The organism is Mesobacillus sp. (assembly GCF_057785455.1).
This window is the reverse complement of record NZ_JBYNSB010000029.1, coordinates 36,542-55,246: the sequence shown is the minus strand read 5'-3', so window position 1 is coordinate 55,246 and position 18,705 is coordinate 36,542. Positions and strand designations below refer to the sequence as shown.

The window sequence follows — 18,705 nt, the reverse complement described above, 5'->3', positions numbered from 1 at the left end:
TAAATCTATTATTTTATATCAAAAGAAAATATTTGGAAAATCTGTTAAACTACAAGTTGGGAGGAGATTGAGAATGAAAAAATTACTTAAAGTTGCAGCGGCTGCGACTCTATTAGTGAGTTTTGCGCCTAGTATAAGTGCAGAGGGATTGACTAATTCGAAGGTTGAGGCGGCATCGGTCGGTCAGGAATTGCCTGCTTTGGAAAAGCTGCAGATTTTGCGAGAAGTGGCTATAGAAAATGGCATTCCTGCTGAAATCTTAAAAGCTATTGCTTTCAAAGAAACTGGAATGAAGCAATTTAATCCTGACGGTACACCTATTGAAGCAAAAGATGGCGGCATCGGGATTATGCAGGTGACTCTGACTGATGCAGAAATAGCAAAAGATGGTGTAAATGTAGAGAAATTAAAATTTGATACAAAATACAACATTGAGCAAGGTGCAAGAATCTTACTGGACAAATGGCGTAATCCTAACCTGCCACGTGTTAATAGTCATGAAAGTGACAGGATTGAAGATTGGTATTTTGCAATTATGGCATATAACGGCCTATCAAAACGGAACGATCCTAATCATACGGGCCAGTATGCATATCAAGAAGATATTTTTAAAATCATTAGGGAGCGCAGCCAATTATCAATTGGAGCAACACCAAATCTTAAAATAGCTTACCCTAATCCTGCAGCACCGGACTTAATGGAGTTCCCTGACGGTGTGGATTATGTGTGGCCTACTAGCACGAAGACTGCTCAGAACTACAAAGCTGGAGAAATTGCCTATACTTATACATCTGGCAATTCATCTAACCTAAGAGATGGTGTCGATGGCCTTTTGAAAGCCAAAGTTCCTAATTACATCCCATTCCAAATTGTAAGCGGTCCATATCAAAGTAACAATACTAGTAATCACTTTGTCTTTTATAAAGTAAAAGCCAAAGGCTACGAAGGATACATGGCAGGATCAAATTTGATCACATCTAAAACCGTTAATGTCTTTACTGATGTAACACCTGAGCTTCAACCTGATGTCACTTATCTTCAAGCACGTGATATTATTGATGGCTATTCCGATACAAGATTTGAACCTAACAAAGACGTAACAAGAGGCCAGGCGACTAAACTTATAGTAGAGGCCCTAAAACTAAAGCTGCCAACAAGCGATTATAAATTAACTGCTACAGATGTTTCGCCAAGCCACCCTTTCTATGAGTATTTAAGAATCGCTGAAGCAAATGGAGTCATGAACGGAGTAGGCGGCAAATTCCTGCCTGGGAATACTCTAACTCGTTCAGACATGGCCAGCATCTTGGTCCGTGCTTTTGGAAATTCACTAGATACACCGCCAGCTGGCTACAAATATACTGGTGTCAGCACCACTGACCCTAACTACGCAAACATCAATAAGCTAGCATACAACAAAATTACAATCGCCAAAGATTTCGATCGCAACGGCACATTAACACGCGGAGACTTCGCAAGATTCCTCAAGCGTGCAGTTGAAAAGAAAGAATCAAAAGAATAATAGAAAAAAAACGCCATGTCAGCAGTCCGAGATCTGCTGACATGGCGCTTTTACATTTGATAGCCCACCGCTTCACCGCGTTGCAACACCGGGGGTCAGACCCCCGGTGCTTTAAAGCGATAAAGCTTTATATCCCTTTTATTCCACTTTCTCTGTTTCAAGCAGTTCATTCAGGTAGCGCAATATTTGCGATCTGAGATTTTCGTCTTTCAAAGCAAATTCAATGGTTGTCTTTACGAAACCAATCTTCTCCCCTACATCATACCGTTTTCCTTCGAAGTCATATGCGAATACCCTCTGGATTTGATTGAGTTTCTGGATCGCATCTGTCAGCTGGATTTCTCCGCCTGCACCGGTTTCCATTTGGTCCAGGAACATGAAGATCTCAGGCGTCAGGATGTAACGTCCCATAATCGCCATATTGGAAGGCGCCGTACCAGGAGCCGGTTTTTCCACGAGGTTTTCCACCACATATCGCCGTTCCCCCAGTTCTGTACCATCAATGATTCCATATCTATGAGTTTCCTCCATAGGCACCGACTGTACGCCGATGATGGTCGATCTTGTTCTTTCATATTGATTGATTAGCTGCACGAGGCAAGGGGTGTCACTTTGGACGACATCGTCCCCTAGCAGCACTGCAAATGGTTCATCCCCGATAAAATGGCGCGCACACCAGATGGCATGCCCCAATCCTTTTGGCTCCTTCTGCCTGATATAATGGATATTCCCCAGGTTGGAGGAATACCGAACCTTCTCAAGTAAATCGTGCTTTCCTTTCTGCTCAAGGTTCAACTCCAGCTCCGGGGAAAAATCAAAATGGTCCTCAATCGCACGTTTCCCTTTCCCAGTAACAATGATAATATCCTCAATACCTGACGCAACAGCCTCCTCCACTATGTATTGGATAGTAGGCTTGTCAACGATCGGCAGCATTTCCTTCGGCATCGCCTTCGTGGCCGGCAGAAAGCGCGTACCCAATCCCGCAGCAGGAATGATCGCCTTTCGAACTCTTTTTTTCATGCTCTTCCCCCTTGTAAAATCGGATATCCAGTTTCTGAGCAGTATCTTATCAATCTATATTACCAGCCACATGGTTTTATGAAAATTATGTTATCTAAGCTTTTCGCACTTTCCTCTTCTTAATCAAACGTTTGATTAAATCCGGTTAAACCCTATTATACCAAGGTCTCCTCTCCCAAACCGCCGCTTATCCTTTAACACATTAACGCACCGGGGGTCAGACCCCCGGTGCGTTAATGTGTTAAAGCGTTCCTCTTTATATAACTTCCCTCTCCCTTGCCCATCAATAAGTAGGTGCCTTCTGTTTTTATTTTCTAAAAATTCAATCTAAACAATCCGATATAAGAAGAAAACACTCAATTTTACGGAGAAGGATTGTGGGAAAATGAAGACGAAAAACACCGTAGATTTTAATAGCAAACTTTTTATGAGCGATCTCAATACGGCAAGGAAATCCCTAATGAGCATGAAACATACCGTATCCAATCCGGCTTTGATTTTAAAGATCGAGGAAATGCAAAAGACGCTCTCATGGTTATCCGAAAATCTAGACAAGGAATTAAAGTATCGAAGAGCCGAGTCGAAAACCAGGCCGGCGAAAAGTCATACCAAGAAGCCTAAACCAATCCACTACGGAAGTCCCGGAAGAAATGCCAGTTCACGTTCCCCTTTGTATAATCCACAAGGCGGCTTCGGCAAAAAGGCAACTTATCATGTAAAGGATTACGAGGATTTTTAATAATAAGTCTAATGGCTAATGGCAACATATAAAGTAATCCAAACCTACATAACAGAGAAGCATGGATCCACGGCTAAAACCTGCTGGATCGCTCACATGAAAGAGGTTTGCGGACTTAATCCTAAAAAGATCGCCAAATAGATACTCACCAGATAAAAGGGTTCATCCCTGCCCACCCGCCAAGCAGAATGATTTAATTGAAGCATTCACGCACTTCGACATGATCGAAAAATAGTTTACCAGAAGGAGGGGCCTCCCATAAATTGGATGGTTCCTTTTCTCTTTAAGGGCTCCAAATTTTGCCGATATAACTGTCATCAATAATCAAACACCATCAGAAAGGACATAACATGATTAGGTATAAACTTCAAAAGCTAATTGTCACTCCGCTGGTTGCCGCTGGTCTTATGGTAAGCTCTGTTTCACCGGCATGGTCCATGGCCGCACCTCTTGCTGCTGATGACCAAAAAGCGCAGGTAGTTGCAGTTTACAAGAATGAGGCGGGAAAGCAAAAGATTTTAAAGAATGCGGTTGAAGTCAAAGACGAATATACGACTCTTAAAGCTATCAATGTAGTATTACCGGAATCTGCAATTCTTTTATTAAAAAATGACCCGGACATCAGCTATATCGAGCATAAGGTGGAACAAAAGGTTGAAATATTAGGAACGCCAGCCCAGTGGAACGTAGAAGCGGTCAATGCACCGAAAGCATGGGCACAGGGCTACACTGGCACAGGGATAAAGGTTGCCATCGTCGACACCGGGATTGCCTATCATAATGAATTGCCGAATGTGGTCAAACGGGTAAGCTTCGTTGAGGACAATCCAGCTACCATCTCGGATGAATCCTCCCCTTTTGACAATAACGGCCACGGGACACATGTCGCTGGAATTGTCGGTGCAAGAATCGGCGGCCCTACTTCAGGTGGCAGAGAATTCGCTGGCGTCGCGCCTGATGCAAGCCTGTACTCCCTAAAGGTCATGGACGGAGAACAAGGAAGCATTCTGGATGTAATCGAAGCGATCGATTGGGCGATTGCCAATGACATGGATATTATCAATCTATCATTGGGGCTGTCGGACCATGTGCAATTATTGAAGGATGCGGTTGACCGGGCTTACAAGGCGGGCATCCTGCTCGTAGGAGCTGCAGGCAACGATGATGTAGGATTTCCAGTCAACTATCCAGCTAAATATGATTCAGTCATTGCTGTTTCATCTGTAGACAGCAGGAAAATAATTTCCAGTTTCTCATCAACAGGCCCTGAAGTCGAATTCACCGCTCCCGGCAGTTATATCGCGAGCACCTATGTGGAAGACGGGAACTCAACTTATGCACAGATGGGTGGAACATCGCAGGCCACTCCACATGTTGCAGGATTCCTAGCGTTGTTGAAGCAAAAAAATCCAGCCAAAACAGCTGCCGAACTTCGTGCCGAATTGCAGAAATATGCAGAGGATCTAGGTGTCCAAGGGCGTGACGAGCTTTATGGGTACGGATTCATCAATTTTTCAAAATTGGATGAAACGGCTCCCGGGAATGTTTCAGATTTTAAAGCAACAGCATCTGAAACTGATTCAATCACTGTTTCTTTCACGAATCCTGCCGATGCTGATTTTTCAAAAACGAAACTATACCTTAATGGCGTGTTTTCAGATGAAACGACTGGCATCTCATACACATTTACCAGCCTGAACGCTGACACTGAATATCAAATTACCGCCAGGACTGTCGATGTGAACGGAAATACTTCAGAGGGAGTCAGCATTATGGCAAAAACCAAGGCTTTGCCTGATGCGACACCACCTGCTGAGCAGGAACTTCCGGGAACTCCGACTGAGCCTGGAGATCAAGAGCAGCCGCCAGGAAGCACCACTCCATCTCAGCCTGGAAACCAAGAACAGCCGCCAGTAAGTCCAGCTCCTTCCCAGCCATTGCCGAGCGGCCCAATCGAGGCAGCACCAGGACCAGTTCAGGATGGGGAATTCCTCGTAACTGAAGAAAAATGGACTGAAACAAACGAGAAAATCGAAATTTCCGTGCCAGCAAAAGCAAGTAAATTCATATTCACTCCTGGCGTTTGGAACGAGTTAAAAATGGCACGGAAGGATCTTTCTATCTCGTTGAATGGATTGTCAGTCTTAATGCCGAAGGAGAATATAGCGGCATTGACGCTAAAAAACAAAACCGAGATCAATTTTAGCCCGATAACCGCGACGCCTCCAAAAGGAGCAAACCTTAAAACCGGTCTGATTAAGTTTGAAATGATTGACCAGGTAACGAAAACAGCGGTTAAAAGCTTTAACAAACCAATTAATATCGCCTTTGATATTCCAGCAGCCACTAGTACCGCTGCTGTAAAACCAACCTTTGGGGTGAGGCACGATAGCGGACAGTGGCAGTTCGCCGGGGGCAAAATCAGCGGCAGCCAATTTGTGATTCAAACAAAGCAGCCAGGATCTTTTGCGATAATGGAAAACAGCAGGACTTTCACTGATATCAAGGGACATTGGGCACAGCCGGAAATCGAAGACCTGTCTGCACGACTGATCATCCAGGGAAAAACAGCAGACCAGTTTTCTCCGAACGAAGAAGTAACCCGCGCTCAGTTCATCGTGCTGCTGGCAAGGATGCTGAGCATACCAACCGCTGAGTATGCAGGGACATTCAAGGATGTCACTGCAAGTCAGTCCTGGTCCGCCAGCTACATTGAAGCCGCCCATCGCTATGGAATCACAACCGGTTTTGCAGACGGCAGCTTCCGGCCGAACCAGATCATCACGCGCCAGGAAATGGCCGCCATGATCGTCCGTGCCTTAAAAACAGAAAAACCAGAAGCACTCCTTAGCAGCAGCCAAACAACAAAACCATTTTCAGACGATCAGCAGCTAAGCACCACATTCAAACAAGAAATCTATCTCGCAGCAAAAGCAGGACTGATCAAAGGCCGCGCAGACGGCAGCTTCGATCCGCTTTCCAAAACAACCAGAGCCGAAACAAGCGTCGTCCTGTACCGCGCTTTGCACAAATAACTGGAACATGGGGACGGTTCTCATGTTCCAAATATGATGACAGCAATGAGGGTTAAGCCCCAATTGCTGCTGTAACGCATTAACGCGCCGGGGGTCTGACCCCCGGCGCGTTAGTGTGTTAAAGCCTCTGCTTCTGCTTCTTTATTTCATCCCCGAAATCGTATATCCATCAATGATATGCTTCTGGAAGATGATGAAGATGATGACGATTGGGACGACCATGAAGGTGGAGCCGGCCATTTGGAGGGCGAAGTTGCCGCCGTATTGGCCTTTCAACAGGGATAATCCTACGGATAATGTGTACAGGCTTTCGTCGTTGGCGATGATCAGCGGCCATAGGAAGCTGTTCCAGCCGGCGATGAAGGTCAGGATTCCCTGTACTGCTAATATTGGCTTTGTCATCGGCAATACGATTTGCCAGAACACCCGCAGCTCGCTTGCGCCGTCCAGACGCGCTGCTTCGAGCAGCTCATCCGGAATGGTTGACATGAACTGGCGGAACAGGAAGATACCGAACGCGCCAACCAGTCCAGGCAGCACGATCCCTGCCATTGTGTTCGTCAAGCCCATCTGGTTCAGGATCAGGTAAACTGGAATCATCGTTACCTGTCCTGGAATCATCATCGTAGCTAAGACCATGAAGAATAACTGGTTGCGGCCCTTGAATTCAAACTTGGCAAATGCGTATCCTGCCATTGCGTTCAAAAACAGACCTACGAAAGACCATAATACTATGATGATCGTATTTTTCAAATAAAGCCCAAAGTTCATATTCACAAAGAGATTCTGGAAGTTTTCCAATGTGAATTCCTTCGGGAACAATGTTGGCGTCAGCTGCATGACTTCGCTTTCCGGTTTGAAGGATGATAGAATCATCCAAATGAACGGAATGGATACCATCAAACCGCCGATCGTGAGCACTAGCCCGACAAACCATTGCTGCGATTTTTCCCGCTTAACATGTGCGCTAAGTGAATCTTTCTGAATTGCACTGGATTTCATTTGTTTCCACCTCTGCTTTCATCAAATATCCTGTTGTTTGTTCTGAAGCTTGAATTGAATCATCGTTATGATAATGATGGCAATGAACAAGATGAAAGATCCAGCTGCTGCGTAACCGAAGTTGCTGAACTGGAACCCGTTACGGTAAATGAACAAGGCAACAGAAGTCGTGCTATCAAGCGGACCGCCATTGGTCATGACGAATGGCTCCTCGAAGAACTGCAGCCAGCCAATCATTGTCGTGATCGAAACGAAGAAAATCGCATATCTGAGCAGCGGAATCGTGATCTTCGTCAGCTGCTTCCAGTTATTTGCGCCATCCAGCTGGGCAGCTTCGTAATACGTCTTCGGAATACCCTGCAGCGCCGCAAGGAAGATGATCATATTGATTCCGATCGCTCTCCAAAGCGCAAGTAAAATCAACGAGATTTTAGCCATGATCGGGTCCTGAAGCCACGGGACATCAGGCAGGTTAAGAAGGTTTAATAAATGGTTGAACAATCCAAGTTGAGGGTTGTACAGATAGCTCCAGACAACAGCAACCGCAACAACGTTTGTGATGGAAGGCATATAGAAGACAACCCGGAAAGCCTTGAAAATGCGTGCTTTTCCAAAATTGATAAGAAGCGCGATTGCCAGTGAGATCACAATGACAAGCGGAACACCAATCACGACATAAAATAATGTGTTGAAAATCGATTTTAAGAAGATTGGATCGCCAATAACCTCTTTATAGTTTTCCAATCCGATAAAACTGATCGATGACCAGTCGGCAATCCCCACTAAATCAAGGTCTGTAAAGCTAATGATCAGCGCTACAAATATAGGCAGGATTGAAAATAAAGTTAAAAGGATAATGGCAGGTGCTAAGAAAAAGTAAGGAGTCTTGTTTGCCAGAAAGCTTTTCATCGTAAGTCCCTTCCTTCTTGGTCCAGAAGTTCTGGACTATTATAGGCAGCTAGCAGGCACAATGCCTGCCAGCCCACCTCTTGTTGAAGATTACTTGGCTAAAATTTCTTCAGCCTCTTTATCAAATGCATCCATTTCTTCCTGGATGTCTGCCCCGCCACGGTAGATTTTTTCAAATCTGCTTAAGAAGTCCTGGGCGATTTTTTCAAAAGGCTTGATTACAGGCATTGGCTGAGCGTTTTCAAGCTGCTCGCCAAATACTTTGTAGTACTGGTTCTCTTGAAGCTGCTTGTCGTTCCAAGCTTCTTTGTTCGCTGGAAGTGAGTTCGTCATTTCAAGCCATTTTACCTGAGTTTCTGGTTTGCTCATGAAAGAAAGGAATTTAAGGGCTTCTTCCTTATTTTCTGTATATTGGAACACAGACAGATCAGATCCGCCAAGAGTTGATGTATTTGTTTCCTTCGCAGGAAGGACTGCTGTTGCCCACTTGCCTTCAAGTTCTGGAGCCTGGTCATTGATCAGCTTGACCATCCAAGGACCAGAGATGAACATTGGCAGGATTCCATCACCTTTGAACGCCTGGATGATATCAAGACCAAGATCAACTGGTGCTGAGCCATCCTTGAAGAATCCATTCAAGTATTCAATTGCTTCAACAAATTCTGGTTCGTTAAAATATGCTTCGTTGCCTTCAATCAGCTTAGATCCATTTTGGCGAGCAAACATGAAGGATAAGCTTTGCTCATTTGTGTCAATGCTGATGCCGTACTTATCGTCGCCGCGCTCATTCAGCTTTTTAGCTGCATCGCGAAGCTCATCCCAAGTTTTTGGCGCTTCCTTATAGCCAGCTTCCTCTAAAAGGTCTGTGCGGTAGTAAAGGACACGAGTATCAACGTACCATGGCACGCCAACCACTTTATCATCGTATTTAGTCGTTTCAACTGAACCCTCGAAAAAGTTTTCTGCTGCCAGTTCAGGATAATCCTTAGTATACTCAGTTAAGTCAAGCAATGCATTCGCTGAAGCGAATTCAGGAATCCATGTTGTACCCATTTGCACAACGTCAGGACCTTTTTTAGAGGCAACCGCTGTTAAAAGCTTATCGTGCGCCTGATCCCATGGAATCGCCTGCACTTTTACATCGATATCCTTATTTGCTTTTTCAAACTCTTCGGCAATCTTTGGAAGTGTCTTCGCTTCTTCCCCCATGCCCCAGACTGTGATGACTTTCTTGCCATCTTTTTCAGAACTAGAAGAATCAGAAGAACATCCTGCAAGTGCACCAGAGACAACCAATGTACCGACCATTGCGGCAGCTGCGAATTTCTTGCTGAATACATTAAACATTTTTCGGCTCATACGTAAAACCCCCAAAATAATTTAATAAGTCCTTGCATTTAAGTTTCCCGGTATAGCAAATCATTACTATATAACCCACGAATTTGACCAATTAGGCACTTCGTTTACGAAAACCCCCTCGCAGTGAAACGTTTCGAAAACCAGTAAAAAAATAATAGACTGTAACTTGCGAAACGATTCTTAACTCTGTGCCTCTTTTACTGAAAAGATGCGATGCAAGTGATTGAAACGTTTCGATAGGGCTATTATATTTCATGGTGAAATCGTTTTCAAGTAAAAATTTCAGCAAAAATTTACTTTTTCATGAAAAGCCCCACCAGTGCTGGGTTTGTTTTTATACAACTATAGAAACGTTTCGATAATTCGTTGACTCGAGAAAAGAAAGCGCTTATAATGCAGTTGTATTCATATTCGAAACGTTTCTATTTAGTTAATATATTTTGGGAGGTTCGCCCCTATGAACAGTCAGAAACTTACTTCTTTATTAAAAGAAATGACGCTGGATGAGAAAATCGCGCAATTGCTTCAATTGGCGACACCATTTTTCGAAGGATCGAGGGATGAAGGACAAATAACAGGCCCTCTGGCTTCTATGAAAATAACAGAAGAGAATGTACGCAATACCGGTTCGGTTCTTGGTGCATCAGGCGGCGCGAAGGAAGCGATTGCCATCCAGGAAGCTCATTTGAAAAAGAATCGGTTAGGCATCCCTCTATTATTTATGGCAGATGTCATTCACGGTTATAAAACGATTTTCCCTGTGCCACTGGCTATCGGCTGTTCATGGGATATGGAAAAAGCGCAGCAGAGCGCGGAAATCGCAGCTAAAGAAGCTGCCGCAGCTGGTGTCCATGTAACCTTCGCGCCAATGGTCGATTTAGTGCGCGACCCTCGCTGGGGACGCGTGATGGAATCTACCGGTGAAGACCCATATTTAAATAGTGAATTCGCACGGGCTTTTGTTCGAGGCTTCCAGGGGGAAGACTTGAAAAATGATAAAAATTCAGTTGCGGCATGTGTGAAGCACTTCGCAGCATATGGTGCTGCAGAAGGCGGCCGCGATTACAATACCGTCAATATGTCAGAACGCCAGCTCAGGGAATCTTATCTTCCAGCTTACAAAGCAGCGCTCGACGAAGGCTGCGAAATGGTGATGACAGCCTTCAACACAGTCGACGGCATTCCAGCTACAGGCAATGTAAAACTGATGCGTGACCTGCTCCGTGATGAGTGGGGCTTTGACGGCATCCTCATTTCCGACTGGGGTGCGGTAAAGGAATTGATTCCGCACGGTGTAGCCGAGGATGAAGCGGAAGCTGCCTACAAAGCGATCCAGGCTGGTGTCGATATCGAAATGATGACAGCTTGCTATGTTGACCATTTAAAAAAGCTTGTCGATAACGGTAAAGTAGATGAAAAGCTGATCGATGAAGCGGTTATGCGGATTCTGACTTTGAAAGATAAATTAGGACTATTTGAAAACCCATACCGCGGTGCGGATGAAGTGCTTGAGCAAGAACTGATCATGAGCGATGCACACCGCAACGCAGCAAGAGAGCTTGCGGTTAAGTCCTCTGTTTTATTAAAAAATGACGGAGTTCTTCCTATTAATCAAGAAAAGAAAATTGCACTGATTGGACCATTTGCACAAAGCAACGATATTTTAGGACCGTGGTCGTTCCTTGGATCAAAGGAAAAAGCAGTCCAATTGTACGATGGATTGCTGGCAAAATTGGACTCCTCCCTTCTTTTAACTGCGAAGGGCTGTGAAATCGAAACAGGTTCAGATGAGCAATTAGCTGAAGCTGTAAAAGCAGCATCAGAAGCAGACATGATTGTGCTGGCACTTGGTGAAGCATCCGAAATGAGCGGTGAAGCTGGCTGCCGTGCTGATATCCGCCTTCCAGAGGTACAGCTGAAGCTGGCCGCTAAAATGAAGGATCTCGGCAAACCAATCGTGGCGGTGCTGTTCAACGGACGTCCACTCGACCTGCACGGAATCTGGGACGAAGCCGATGCGATTTTAGAAGCATGGTACCCGGGGACTGAAGGCGGAAACGCTGTGGCTGACATTTTGTTCGGAGACGCAAATCCATCGGCGAAGCTTTCCATGTCCTTCCCATTCTCCGTTGGGCAGGTACCGGTTTACTACAACCACTTCAACACGGGCCGTCCGCAGGGAGCGCCTGACGCACAGGAACGATACGTATCTCAATATTTAGATATTCCGAACGAGCCACTCCTTCCATTTGGATTTGGATTGAGCTATACAAGCTTTGAATATAGCAATGCAAAATTGTCCGGTGCAACGATGACTGTGTCCAACCCGATGACAGTTTCCGTCGAGGTTGAGAACACTGGTGATCTAGCTGGTGAAGAGATTGTTCAGTTGTATGTTCGCGATGTATCCGGTGAAGTCGTAAGGCCAATGAAAGAACTGAAAGGCTTCAAAAAGGTAGCTTTAGAACCAGGCGAGAAAGTGACAGTTGAGTTTGAAATTACAGAAGAACAGCTGCGTTATCATCATGCTGACTTAAGCTTTACGAGCGATCCAGGCAAATTCATCGCTTTTGTCGGGCGTAACAGCAGAGATACTGTGGAATTGGCATTTGAACTAAGTGCAGAAGAATAGTGTTTTTTTAAAAAAATAATGGAGTTTCTCTTTTAAGTCCGGTTTCAGTTGAGATAATTACGGTTTCGCAGATTTTATTTACGGTTTCGCAGATTTTATTTACGGTTTCGGACATTTTATTTACGGTTGCACAGTTTATCTACGGTTGCACGTACTTTTTCTACGGTTTCATGCATTTTATCTACGGTTACACGAATTATATCTACGGTTGCACGCAATTTATCTACGGTTGCACACCGCTAATCTAGTAAAGGGAAACTATAATACCAGTTGAAAAGCATTTAATTCCAGTTGGCGCCAATATAATACAAGTTGCCAGCGATTTAATACCAGTTGAACTCAATTTAATACCAGTTGCAAAAAACCACACCTGATTTTTATTCCTAACAGCCGGGACTTTCCGGCTGTCGGCTAATATAATAGGAAAGAAGTTGACACCGATGACACAGTCCAAGTTCACCATTCAGAACAATGACTTAAGCTTCACGTTTTTAAATAGCGGCGATTTGTATGAGATTGCGAACAAATCGACAATGATCAACCAGTGGCTATCGAATTCTATCGATGGCTCGATGAATAACTTGTTTTTACGTATCCACCACGAAGATGGAATTCAGTTCTATCCCCTGCTTGGCTCGAAATCAGCAAGCACTGTCAGCCATACAGACAGCCAGATTCTCTGGCAGGGTGAAGCCGGCGGCCTAAAGTATCAGATTACTTTTTCCGTGGCAGACGGCGGTGTCTGGTTCTGGGATGTTGAAGTTGAGGGAAACAATGCGGAAATCGATGTTGTTTACGGACAGGATCTTGGGCTTGCTGATAAAGGCGCTGTCCGCACGAATGAAGCCTATATGTCGCAGTACATCGACCATAATGCTTTTAACGACGCGGAAAAAGGCTATGTAGTATGCTCGCGCCAGAACCAGCCGATGAGCGGCGGCTGCTTTCCTTACCTGCAGCAGGGGTCATTGACAAAAGCAATCGGCTTCTCAACAGATGGATTCCAGTTCTACGGCTTATCTTATAAAGAAACAAACGTACCTGAAATCCTGGAACAACAAACTCTCGCGAATGAAGTTTATCAATATGAATTCGCCTACACTGCCCTTCAGTCTGAAAAAGTAACTTTGAATGGCAAAGCGCAATTTGTTTTCTATGGCATTTTTAAAGAAAATCACCCGACTGCGATTACCGAATTGGAATTTACAGATGAAATTAAAACAGCTTGGGAACAGGTTCAAAATCAATCACCACAACAAGCAAACAGCCAAGAACAAGTCGTCCTTTCCCCTGCTTTCGGAAAGCCATTGGAAACACTCTCGATGACAAAAGCGGAGATTGACGAGCTGTTCCCGAACCGCCATCAGGAAGAAACAGCTGGGGAAACATTGCTGTCATTCTTTACTGAGCAGCACGAGCATGTGGTTTTAAAGGAAAAAGAGCTTAAAGTAGAGCGCCCGCACGGCCATATTCTGATGAGCGGCGGCAATGTCGACAATATCAAGAATGTCCTTACGACTACTTTATATATGTATGGTATTTTCAACTCACACATCGTCGTGGGCAACACTTCGTTCAACAAGATGCTGACGAATGCACGCAACGCATTGAATGTGATGAAGACTTCCGGGCAGCGGATCTATGTGGAAATCGAAGGAAGCTACCGTCTATTAACACTTCCTTCCATGTTTGAAATGGGCTTCAACTATGGCCGCTGGTACTACAAAACGAATGACGACATGATCATCATCTCAACTCATACAGCTGTGGATTCACCGCAATTGCAGCTGCAGGTCCGCTCTGCTAACGGAAAAGCGTACCGTTATCTTGTGACGAACCAGGTATCGATGAACAATAACGAGTATGCACAGCCTTATAAAATGGAGCAGGACGGGAATGTCCTTACTTTTACAGCAGGCGAAGGCTCCGACAGTTCAACTGTCTTCCCTGATCTGAGCTACACCATGCAAATCATCGGCAGTGGATTCACTGTCAAGGATGCAAGCATGATCGGAGAAAATATTGAAGCAGACGCTGCTTCACTCGCGGTCATTGAGTTAAACGAAGCAAGCGAATGGAATATGACAATCCAGGGTCTGTTAAACGGCCAGGACATTCCTTTTGCAGACTCTGATGCAAAAACAGAAATCGAAAAATACCGCGAGTTCTTCGCAGAAACGATGAACGGCTTCAACCTTAAGCAAAATGGCGCAGCAACAGACGAACTCAACAAGATGAACGCGCTGGCTTGGTGGTATACGCACAATATGCTTGTCCACTATTCTGTGCCGCATGGTCTTGAGCAGTACGGCGGCGCAGCCTGGGGAACACGTGATGTGTGCCAGGGTCCGACTGAATATTTTATCGCGACGCAAAAGTATGAGAACGTCAAGGACATCATCAGGACGGTTTACTCTCACCAATACAGTGATGATGGGAACTGGCCGCAGTGGTTCATGTTCGATAACTACTACCGCTTCCAGCAGGAAGAGAGCCACGGCGACATCATCGTCTGGCCGTTGAAGGTCATCGTTGAGTATTTACGGGCAACGAATGACTTTACGATTTTAAGCGAAGAGCTTCCATATACGGAAAAAGGAAATTTCGAATTCACAGAGGAAAAAGTAACATTGCTTGACCATGTAAAAAAACAGCTGCAATACATCAAGGACCACTTTTTACATGATACGTACCTGTCTTCGTACGGCGATGGCGACTGGGATGACACCCTCCAGCCGGCAAACGCGCAGCTGAAGCAATTTATGGCGAGCAGCTGGACGGTCGCGCTGACTTATCAGGTCGTAAGCCAATTCGCATCGCTTTTACAAAAACAAGATGCCCAGCTGGCAGATGAGCTAAGCACGATGGCCGCAGGAATCAAGGAAGATTTCAATAAATACATGCTGTCTACAGAAACTATTCCGGGCTTCGTTTTCATGGAGCAGCCTGGCCAGCCTGAATTGATGGTCCACCCTACTGACACAAAAACAGGCATTCAGTATCGCCTGCTTCCAATGCAACGAAGCATGATCGGCGAACTGCTTACTCCTGAGCAGGCGGAGTACCACTATGAAATCATCAGGCAGCACCTGTACCATCCGGACGGCGTGCGTTTGATGGACCGCCCGGCGACGTATAAAGGCGGAGTCAGCACAAACTTCAAGCGCGCCGAGCAGGCAGCGAACTTTGGACGCGAAATCGGGCTGCAATATGTCCATGCCCACATCCGTTTCGTTGAAGCGATGGCGAAGCTGGGCAAGGTGGACGAGGTTTGGAAAGGCCTGCAGACGATCAACCCTGTCGGCATCCAGAATGTTGTCCCGAACGCGGAACTTCGCCAGAGCAATGCGTACTTCAGCAGCTCCGACGGCAAGTTCATCACCCGCTACGAGGCGGCTGAGAACTTCGAAAAGCTTCGCGACGGATCAGCTGCTGTTAAAGGAGGCTGGAGAATTTACTCAAGCGGCCCTGGAATCTATATGAACCAGCTGATTTCAAACGCGCTTGGCATCCGCCGCGACGGACAGAACCTCATCATTGACCCGGTTCTTCCGGAGGAAAAAGACGGTCTGGAATTCAACTTCATCATTAATGGCAAGCCTGTTACCTTCGTTTATCGCTATGACAGTGAAAACGGCGTGAAGATCAACGGACAAGATGTAAATGCTGAACGGGTTTCCAACCGCTATCGTGAAGGCGGCTACCGCATAAGCGCAGATGGGCTTGCGAAGCTCACTTCCGAGAACAATACAATCGAAATTCACTTGTAAAAATTAGAGCGGCCTATTCGGCCGCTTCCTTTTTCATATAATAGGGGTGGCAAAATGGAGAAAAAATGGTGGCATAACAGTGTGGTTTACCAGGTGTACCCTCGCAGCTTCAAGGATTCAAACGGCGACGGGATCGGCGATCTGAAAGGGATCATTTCGAAGCTCGATTACATTAAGGAATTGGGTGCGGATGTGATCTGGCTGTGCCCGGTCTATGCCTCGCCTAATGATGATAACGGCTACGACATCAGTAATTATTATCAGATTCATCCTGAGTTTGGAACGATGGATGACATGGATTTGCTTATTTCTGAGGCTGGGAAACGCGGAATCGGCATCATGATGGATATTGTCGCGAACCATACATCTGATGAGCATCCATGGTTCATTGAATCGAAGAGCCGCAAAGATAACCCTTATCGGGATTATTATATTTGGCGGGATGGCGTGGATGATGGACCGCCGGGTGACCTGCAGTCGATTTTCAGCGGCAGCGCGTGGGAATATGATGAGACTACGGATCAATATTACTTGCATATGTTCAGCAAAAAGCAGCCGGACCTGAATTGGCATAACCCCCTGGTCCGCGAGTCGATGTATGATGTGATGCGGTTCTGGATCAACAAAGGAATCAAAGGCTTCCGTTTCGACGCCATTGATTTGATTGCAAAGGAGCTGGATCAGGATATTATCGCAAACGGTCCCCTGCTCCATACGTACTTGCAGGAGATGCACCGCGAAGTCCTTGATGGGGCGGATATCGTCACAGTTGGTGAGACAGGCGGAGCCGACCTGGAAAAAGCGATCCTTTTTACCAGCCCTGAACGGAAAGAACTCGACATGGTGTTTTCCTTCGAGCACATTGCTTTAGACGAACAAAAAGGCAAGCAGAAATGGGACTTGAAGCCGCTGGAACTGGTTGATTTAAAAAGAGTCCTCTCAAACTGGCAGACTGGGCTTGCCGGCAAGGGCTGGAACAGTTTATTCTGGAGCAACCATGACCAGCCGCGAATCGTATCGCGCTGGGGGAATGACAAGGAATTCCGGTACGAGAGCGCGACGATGCTCGCTTCCCTGCTCCATTTGATGCGCGGTACGCCGTACATTTATCAGGGTGAAGAAATCGGGATGACGAATGTGAAATTTGCTGAATTGGACTCTTATCGTGATATTGAAACCTTCAATATGTACAAAGAGCGGATTGATCAAGGCTTTGCACATGAAGACATCATGGAATCGATTTATGTAAAAGGCCGGGATAACGCGAGGACGCCGATGCAGTGGAGTGCGGGATACCAGGGCGATTTTACAGCTGGAGAGCCTTGGATTGAGGTAAACCCTAATTACTCTAAGATTAACGTTGAAAATGATAGAAACCGTGACAAGTCCATCTATGAATTTTACAAAAAGCTGATTCAGCTGCGGAAATCGCATGACCTGATTGTCTACGGGGATTACGAGCTGCTTGACAGCGAGCCAGAAATCTTTGCTTATGCTCGAACTTTTGGAAATGAGGAATGGCGTGTTGTTTGCAATTTTACCAGCAGTGAAGTCGAGACCGGTCTATTGTGCGACGGAGAGATTATCCTCCATAACTATGACCGCCTCGGTTTAAGATTGCGGCCGTACGAGGCTATTGTCTATAAACTGAAAAATTAACTATAGCTGGAAACGCATACAAGGTATAATAACAATAGAGTTTATTGAAGAGACGGGAGAGAAAATCGTGGCAGGAATTAAAGATATTGCAAAAATGGCAGGTGTCTCGATATCGACTGTTTCCTATGCCCTGAACGGCAGCCCGAAGGTGACCGAAGAGACAGCAGCGAAAATCCTCGCGATCGCCAAGGAATTGAACTATGTTCCGAATGCGGCTGCCCGGTCTTTGAAAAAAAGGGAAACGAAAATCATCGGCGTCTTCCTGACCAATTATGGCGGAGCCTTTTACGGACAGCTTTTACAAGGCATCCAGGACGCCTTAAGCAGCAAGGGATACGAAATGATCGTCTGCGGCGGGAAGGAATCGCACCGCTTCATACCGGAACGGATGATTGACGGAGCCATCATTCTCGATTTTTATTTTTCAAGCGAAGAGCTGCTGAAGCATGCGGAAGCCGGGCATAAGATTGTCGTCATGGACCGGGAGCTTCAGCATCCAAATATAAATCAAGTGCTATTGCATAACACATCAGGCGCCACCCTGGCCATCGATCATCTGATTGAAAAAGGCCACCGGAAAATCTACGCTGTCTCCGGACCAGAAGGCTCGTATGATGCGACGCAGCGAATCGAGGCCGTTCGCCAGGCCGTGAAGCGTTATAAAGATGTGGACTATCATGAAATCCCCGGCAATTTCAACAAGCCCGCCGGCGAAAAAGCGGCTGAACAGATCGTCAGCGAATACACAGAGCCAGTGGCCGTCTTCTGCCTGAACGACGAAATGGCCATCGGCATGTACAATTACCTAGCAAAAACAAAGTACGAGATCGGCAAACACATCCACATCATCGGATTCGATAACATCGAGATCTCACACTACACCCAGCCAAGACTCGCAACCATCGACTACTCCGAGCAAAAATGGGGCGCCGTCTCCGCAGAACACCTGTTAAAACTGCTCGCCAACGAACCAGTCGAAAACGAACGCATCTACGTCACCCTGATCCCAGGAGACTCCGTGCAATCCATTTAGCGGAACATGGGGACGGTTCTCA

General features: G+C 45.9%; 11 protein-coding genes. 7 read left to right on the top strand and 4 right to left on the bottom strand.

Features of this window, described 5'->3' with window-relative positions; genetic code table 11:
* Nucleotides 1-73: 73 nt before the first annotated feature.
* On the top strand, nt 74-1,522 hold the full coding sequence (locus AC3EBE_RS11135) for an S-layer homology domain-containing protein (protein WP_488595102.1): 1,449 nt from the start codon (nt 74-76) through the stop codon (nt 1,520-1,522).
* A gap of 138 nt (nt 1,523-1,660) precedes the next feature.
* Here the strand turns inward: AC3EBE_RS11135 and galU are convergent, their stop codons facing one another.
* The gene (gene galU, locus AC3EBE_RS11130; protein ID WP_488595101.1) at nt 1,661-2,545 is read right to left on the bottom strand and encodes a UTP--glucose-1-phosphate uridylyltransferase GalU; all 885 of its coding nucleotides are present in this window, start codon (nt 2,543-2,545) and stop codon (nt 1,661-1,663) included.
* 460 nt (nt 2,546-3,005) lie between these two features.
* Here galU and AC3EBE_RS11125 point away from each other — a divergent pair, with 460 nt between their 5' ends.
* Complete coding sequence (locus tag AC3EBE_RS11125) at nt 3,006-3,284, top strand: hypothetical protein (protein WP_488595100.1); 279 nt, start codon at nt 3,006-3,008, stop codon at nt 3,282-3,284.
* Between the two features lie 350 nt (nt 3,285-3,634).
* Nucleotides 3,635-6,319, top strand: a complete 2,685-nt coding sequence (locus tag AC3EBE_RS11120; protein ID WP_488595099.1) for a S8 family serine peptidase — start codon at nt 3,635-3,637, stop codon at nt 6,317-6,319.
* Nucleotides 6,320-6,460: 141 nt separating this feature from the next.
* Here the strand turns inward: AC3EBE_RS11120 and AC3EBE_RS11115 are convergent, their stop codons facing one another.
* The 3 genes from AC3EBE_RS11115 to AC3EBE_RS11105 form a co-directional block, all read right to left on the bottom strand.
* Nucleotides 6,461-7,321 carry a carbohydrate ABC transporter permease gene (locus tag AC3EBE_RS11115; protein WP_488595098.1) on the bottom strand — a complete coding sequence of 287 codons (861 nt, stop codon included), beginning with the start codon at nt 7,319-7,321 and terminating at the stop codon, nt 6,461-6,463.
* A 21-nt stretch (nt 7,322-7,342) separates the two neighbouring features.
* Nucleotides 7,343-8,230: a carbohydrate ABC transporter permease gene (locus AC3EBE_RS11110; RefSeq protein WP_488595097.1), complete on the bottom strand. Its 888-nt coding sequence runs from the start codon at nt 8,228-8,230 to the stop codon at nt 7,343-7,345.
* A gap of 90 nt (nt 8,231-8,320) precedes the next feature.
* Nucleotides 8,321-9,589: a sugar ABC transporter substrate-binding protein gene (locus tag AC3EBE_RS11105; RefSeq protein WP_488595096.1), complete on the bottom strand. Its 1,269-nt coding sequence runs from the start codon at nt 9,587-9,589 to the stop codon at nt 8,321-8,323.
* Between the two features lie 457 nt (nt 9,590-10,046).
* On the opposite strand from AC3EBE_RS11105, the gene AC3EBE_RS11100 reads away from it, so the two are divergent.
* The 4 genes from AC3EBE_RS11100 (at nt 10,047) to AC3EBE_RS11085 (ending at nt 18,683) form a co-directional block, all read left to right on the top strand.
* Complete coding sequence (locus AC3EBE_RS11100; protein ID WP_488595095.1) at nt 10,047-12,221, top strand: glycoside hydrolase family 3 N-terminal domain-containing protein; 2,175 nt, start codon at nt 10,047-10,049, stop codon at nt 12,219-12,221.
* Nucleotides 12,222-12,661: 440 nt separating this feature from the next.
* Entirely contained in the window at nt 12,662-15,991 is a 3,330-nt protein-coding gene (locus tag AC3EBE_RS11095; RefSeq protein ID WP_488595094.1) for a GH36-type glycosyl hydrolase domain-containing protein, read from the top strand.
* Between the two features lie 54 nt (nt 15,992-16,045).
* Nucleotides 16,046-17,650: a glycoside hydrolase family 13 protein gene (locus AC3EBE_RS11090; protein ID WP_488595093.1), complete on the top strand. Its 1,605-nt coding sequence runs from the start codon at nt 16,046-16,048 to the stop codon at nt 17,648-17,650.
* A gap of 67 nt (nt 17,651-17,717) precedes the next feature.
* Nucleotides 17,718-18,683 (top strand): LacI family DNA-binding transcriptional regulator, encoded by a 966-nt coding sequence (locus AC3EBE_RS11085; protein ID WP_488595092.1) that lies wholly within the window; start codon nt 17,718-17,720, stop codon nt 18,681-18,683.
* The last annotated feature ends 22 nt before the right edge of the window (nt 18,684-18,705 follow it).

Bases quoted from the DNA above. Each gene is read 5' to 3' on its own strand.
- AC3EBE_RS11135 (WP_488595102.1), top strand. From the start codon at position 74: ATGAAAAAATTACTTAAAGTTGCAGCGGCTGCGACTCTATTAGTGAGT.
- galU (WP_488595101.1), bottom strand. From the start codon at position 2,545: ATGAAAAAAAGAGTTCGAAAGGCGATCATTCCTGCTGCGGGATTGGGT.
- AC3EBE_RS11125 (WP_488595100.1), top strand. From the start codon at position 3,006: ATGAGCATGAAACATACCGTATCCAATCCGGCTTTGATTTTAAAGATC.
- AC3EBE_RS11120 (WP_488595099.1), top strand. From the start codon at position 3,635: ATGATTAGGTATAAACTTCAAAAGCTAATTGTCACTCCGCTGGTTGCC.
- AC3EBE_RS11115 (WP_488595098.1), bottom strand. From the start codon at position 7,321: ATGAAATCCAGTGCAATTCAGAAAGATTCACTTAGCGCACATGTTAAG.
- AC3EBE_RS11110 (WP_488595097.1), bottom strand. From the start codon at position 8,230: ATGAAAAGCTTTCTGGCAAACAAGACTCCTTACTTTTTCTTAGCACCT.
- AC3EBE_RS11105 (WP_488595096.1), bottom strand. From the start codon at position 9,589: ATGAGCCGAAAAATGTTTAATGTATTCAGCAAGAAATTCGCAGCTGCC.
- AC3EBE_RS11100 (WP_488595095.1), top strand. From the start codon at position 10,047: ATGAACAGTCAGAAACTTACTTCTTTATTAAAAGAAATGACGCTGGAT.
- AC3EBE_RS11095 (WP_488595094.1), top strand. From the start codon at position 12,662: ATGACACAGTCCAAGTTCACCATTCAGAACAATGACTTAAGCTTCACG.
- AC3EBE_RS11090 (WP_488595093.1), top strand. From the start codon at position 16,046: ATGGAGAAAAAATGGTGGCATAACAGTGTGGTTTACCAGGTGTACCCT.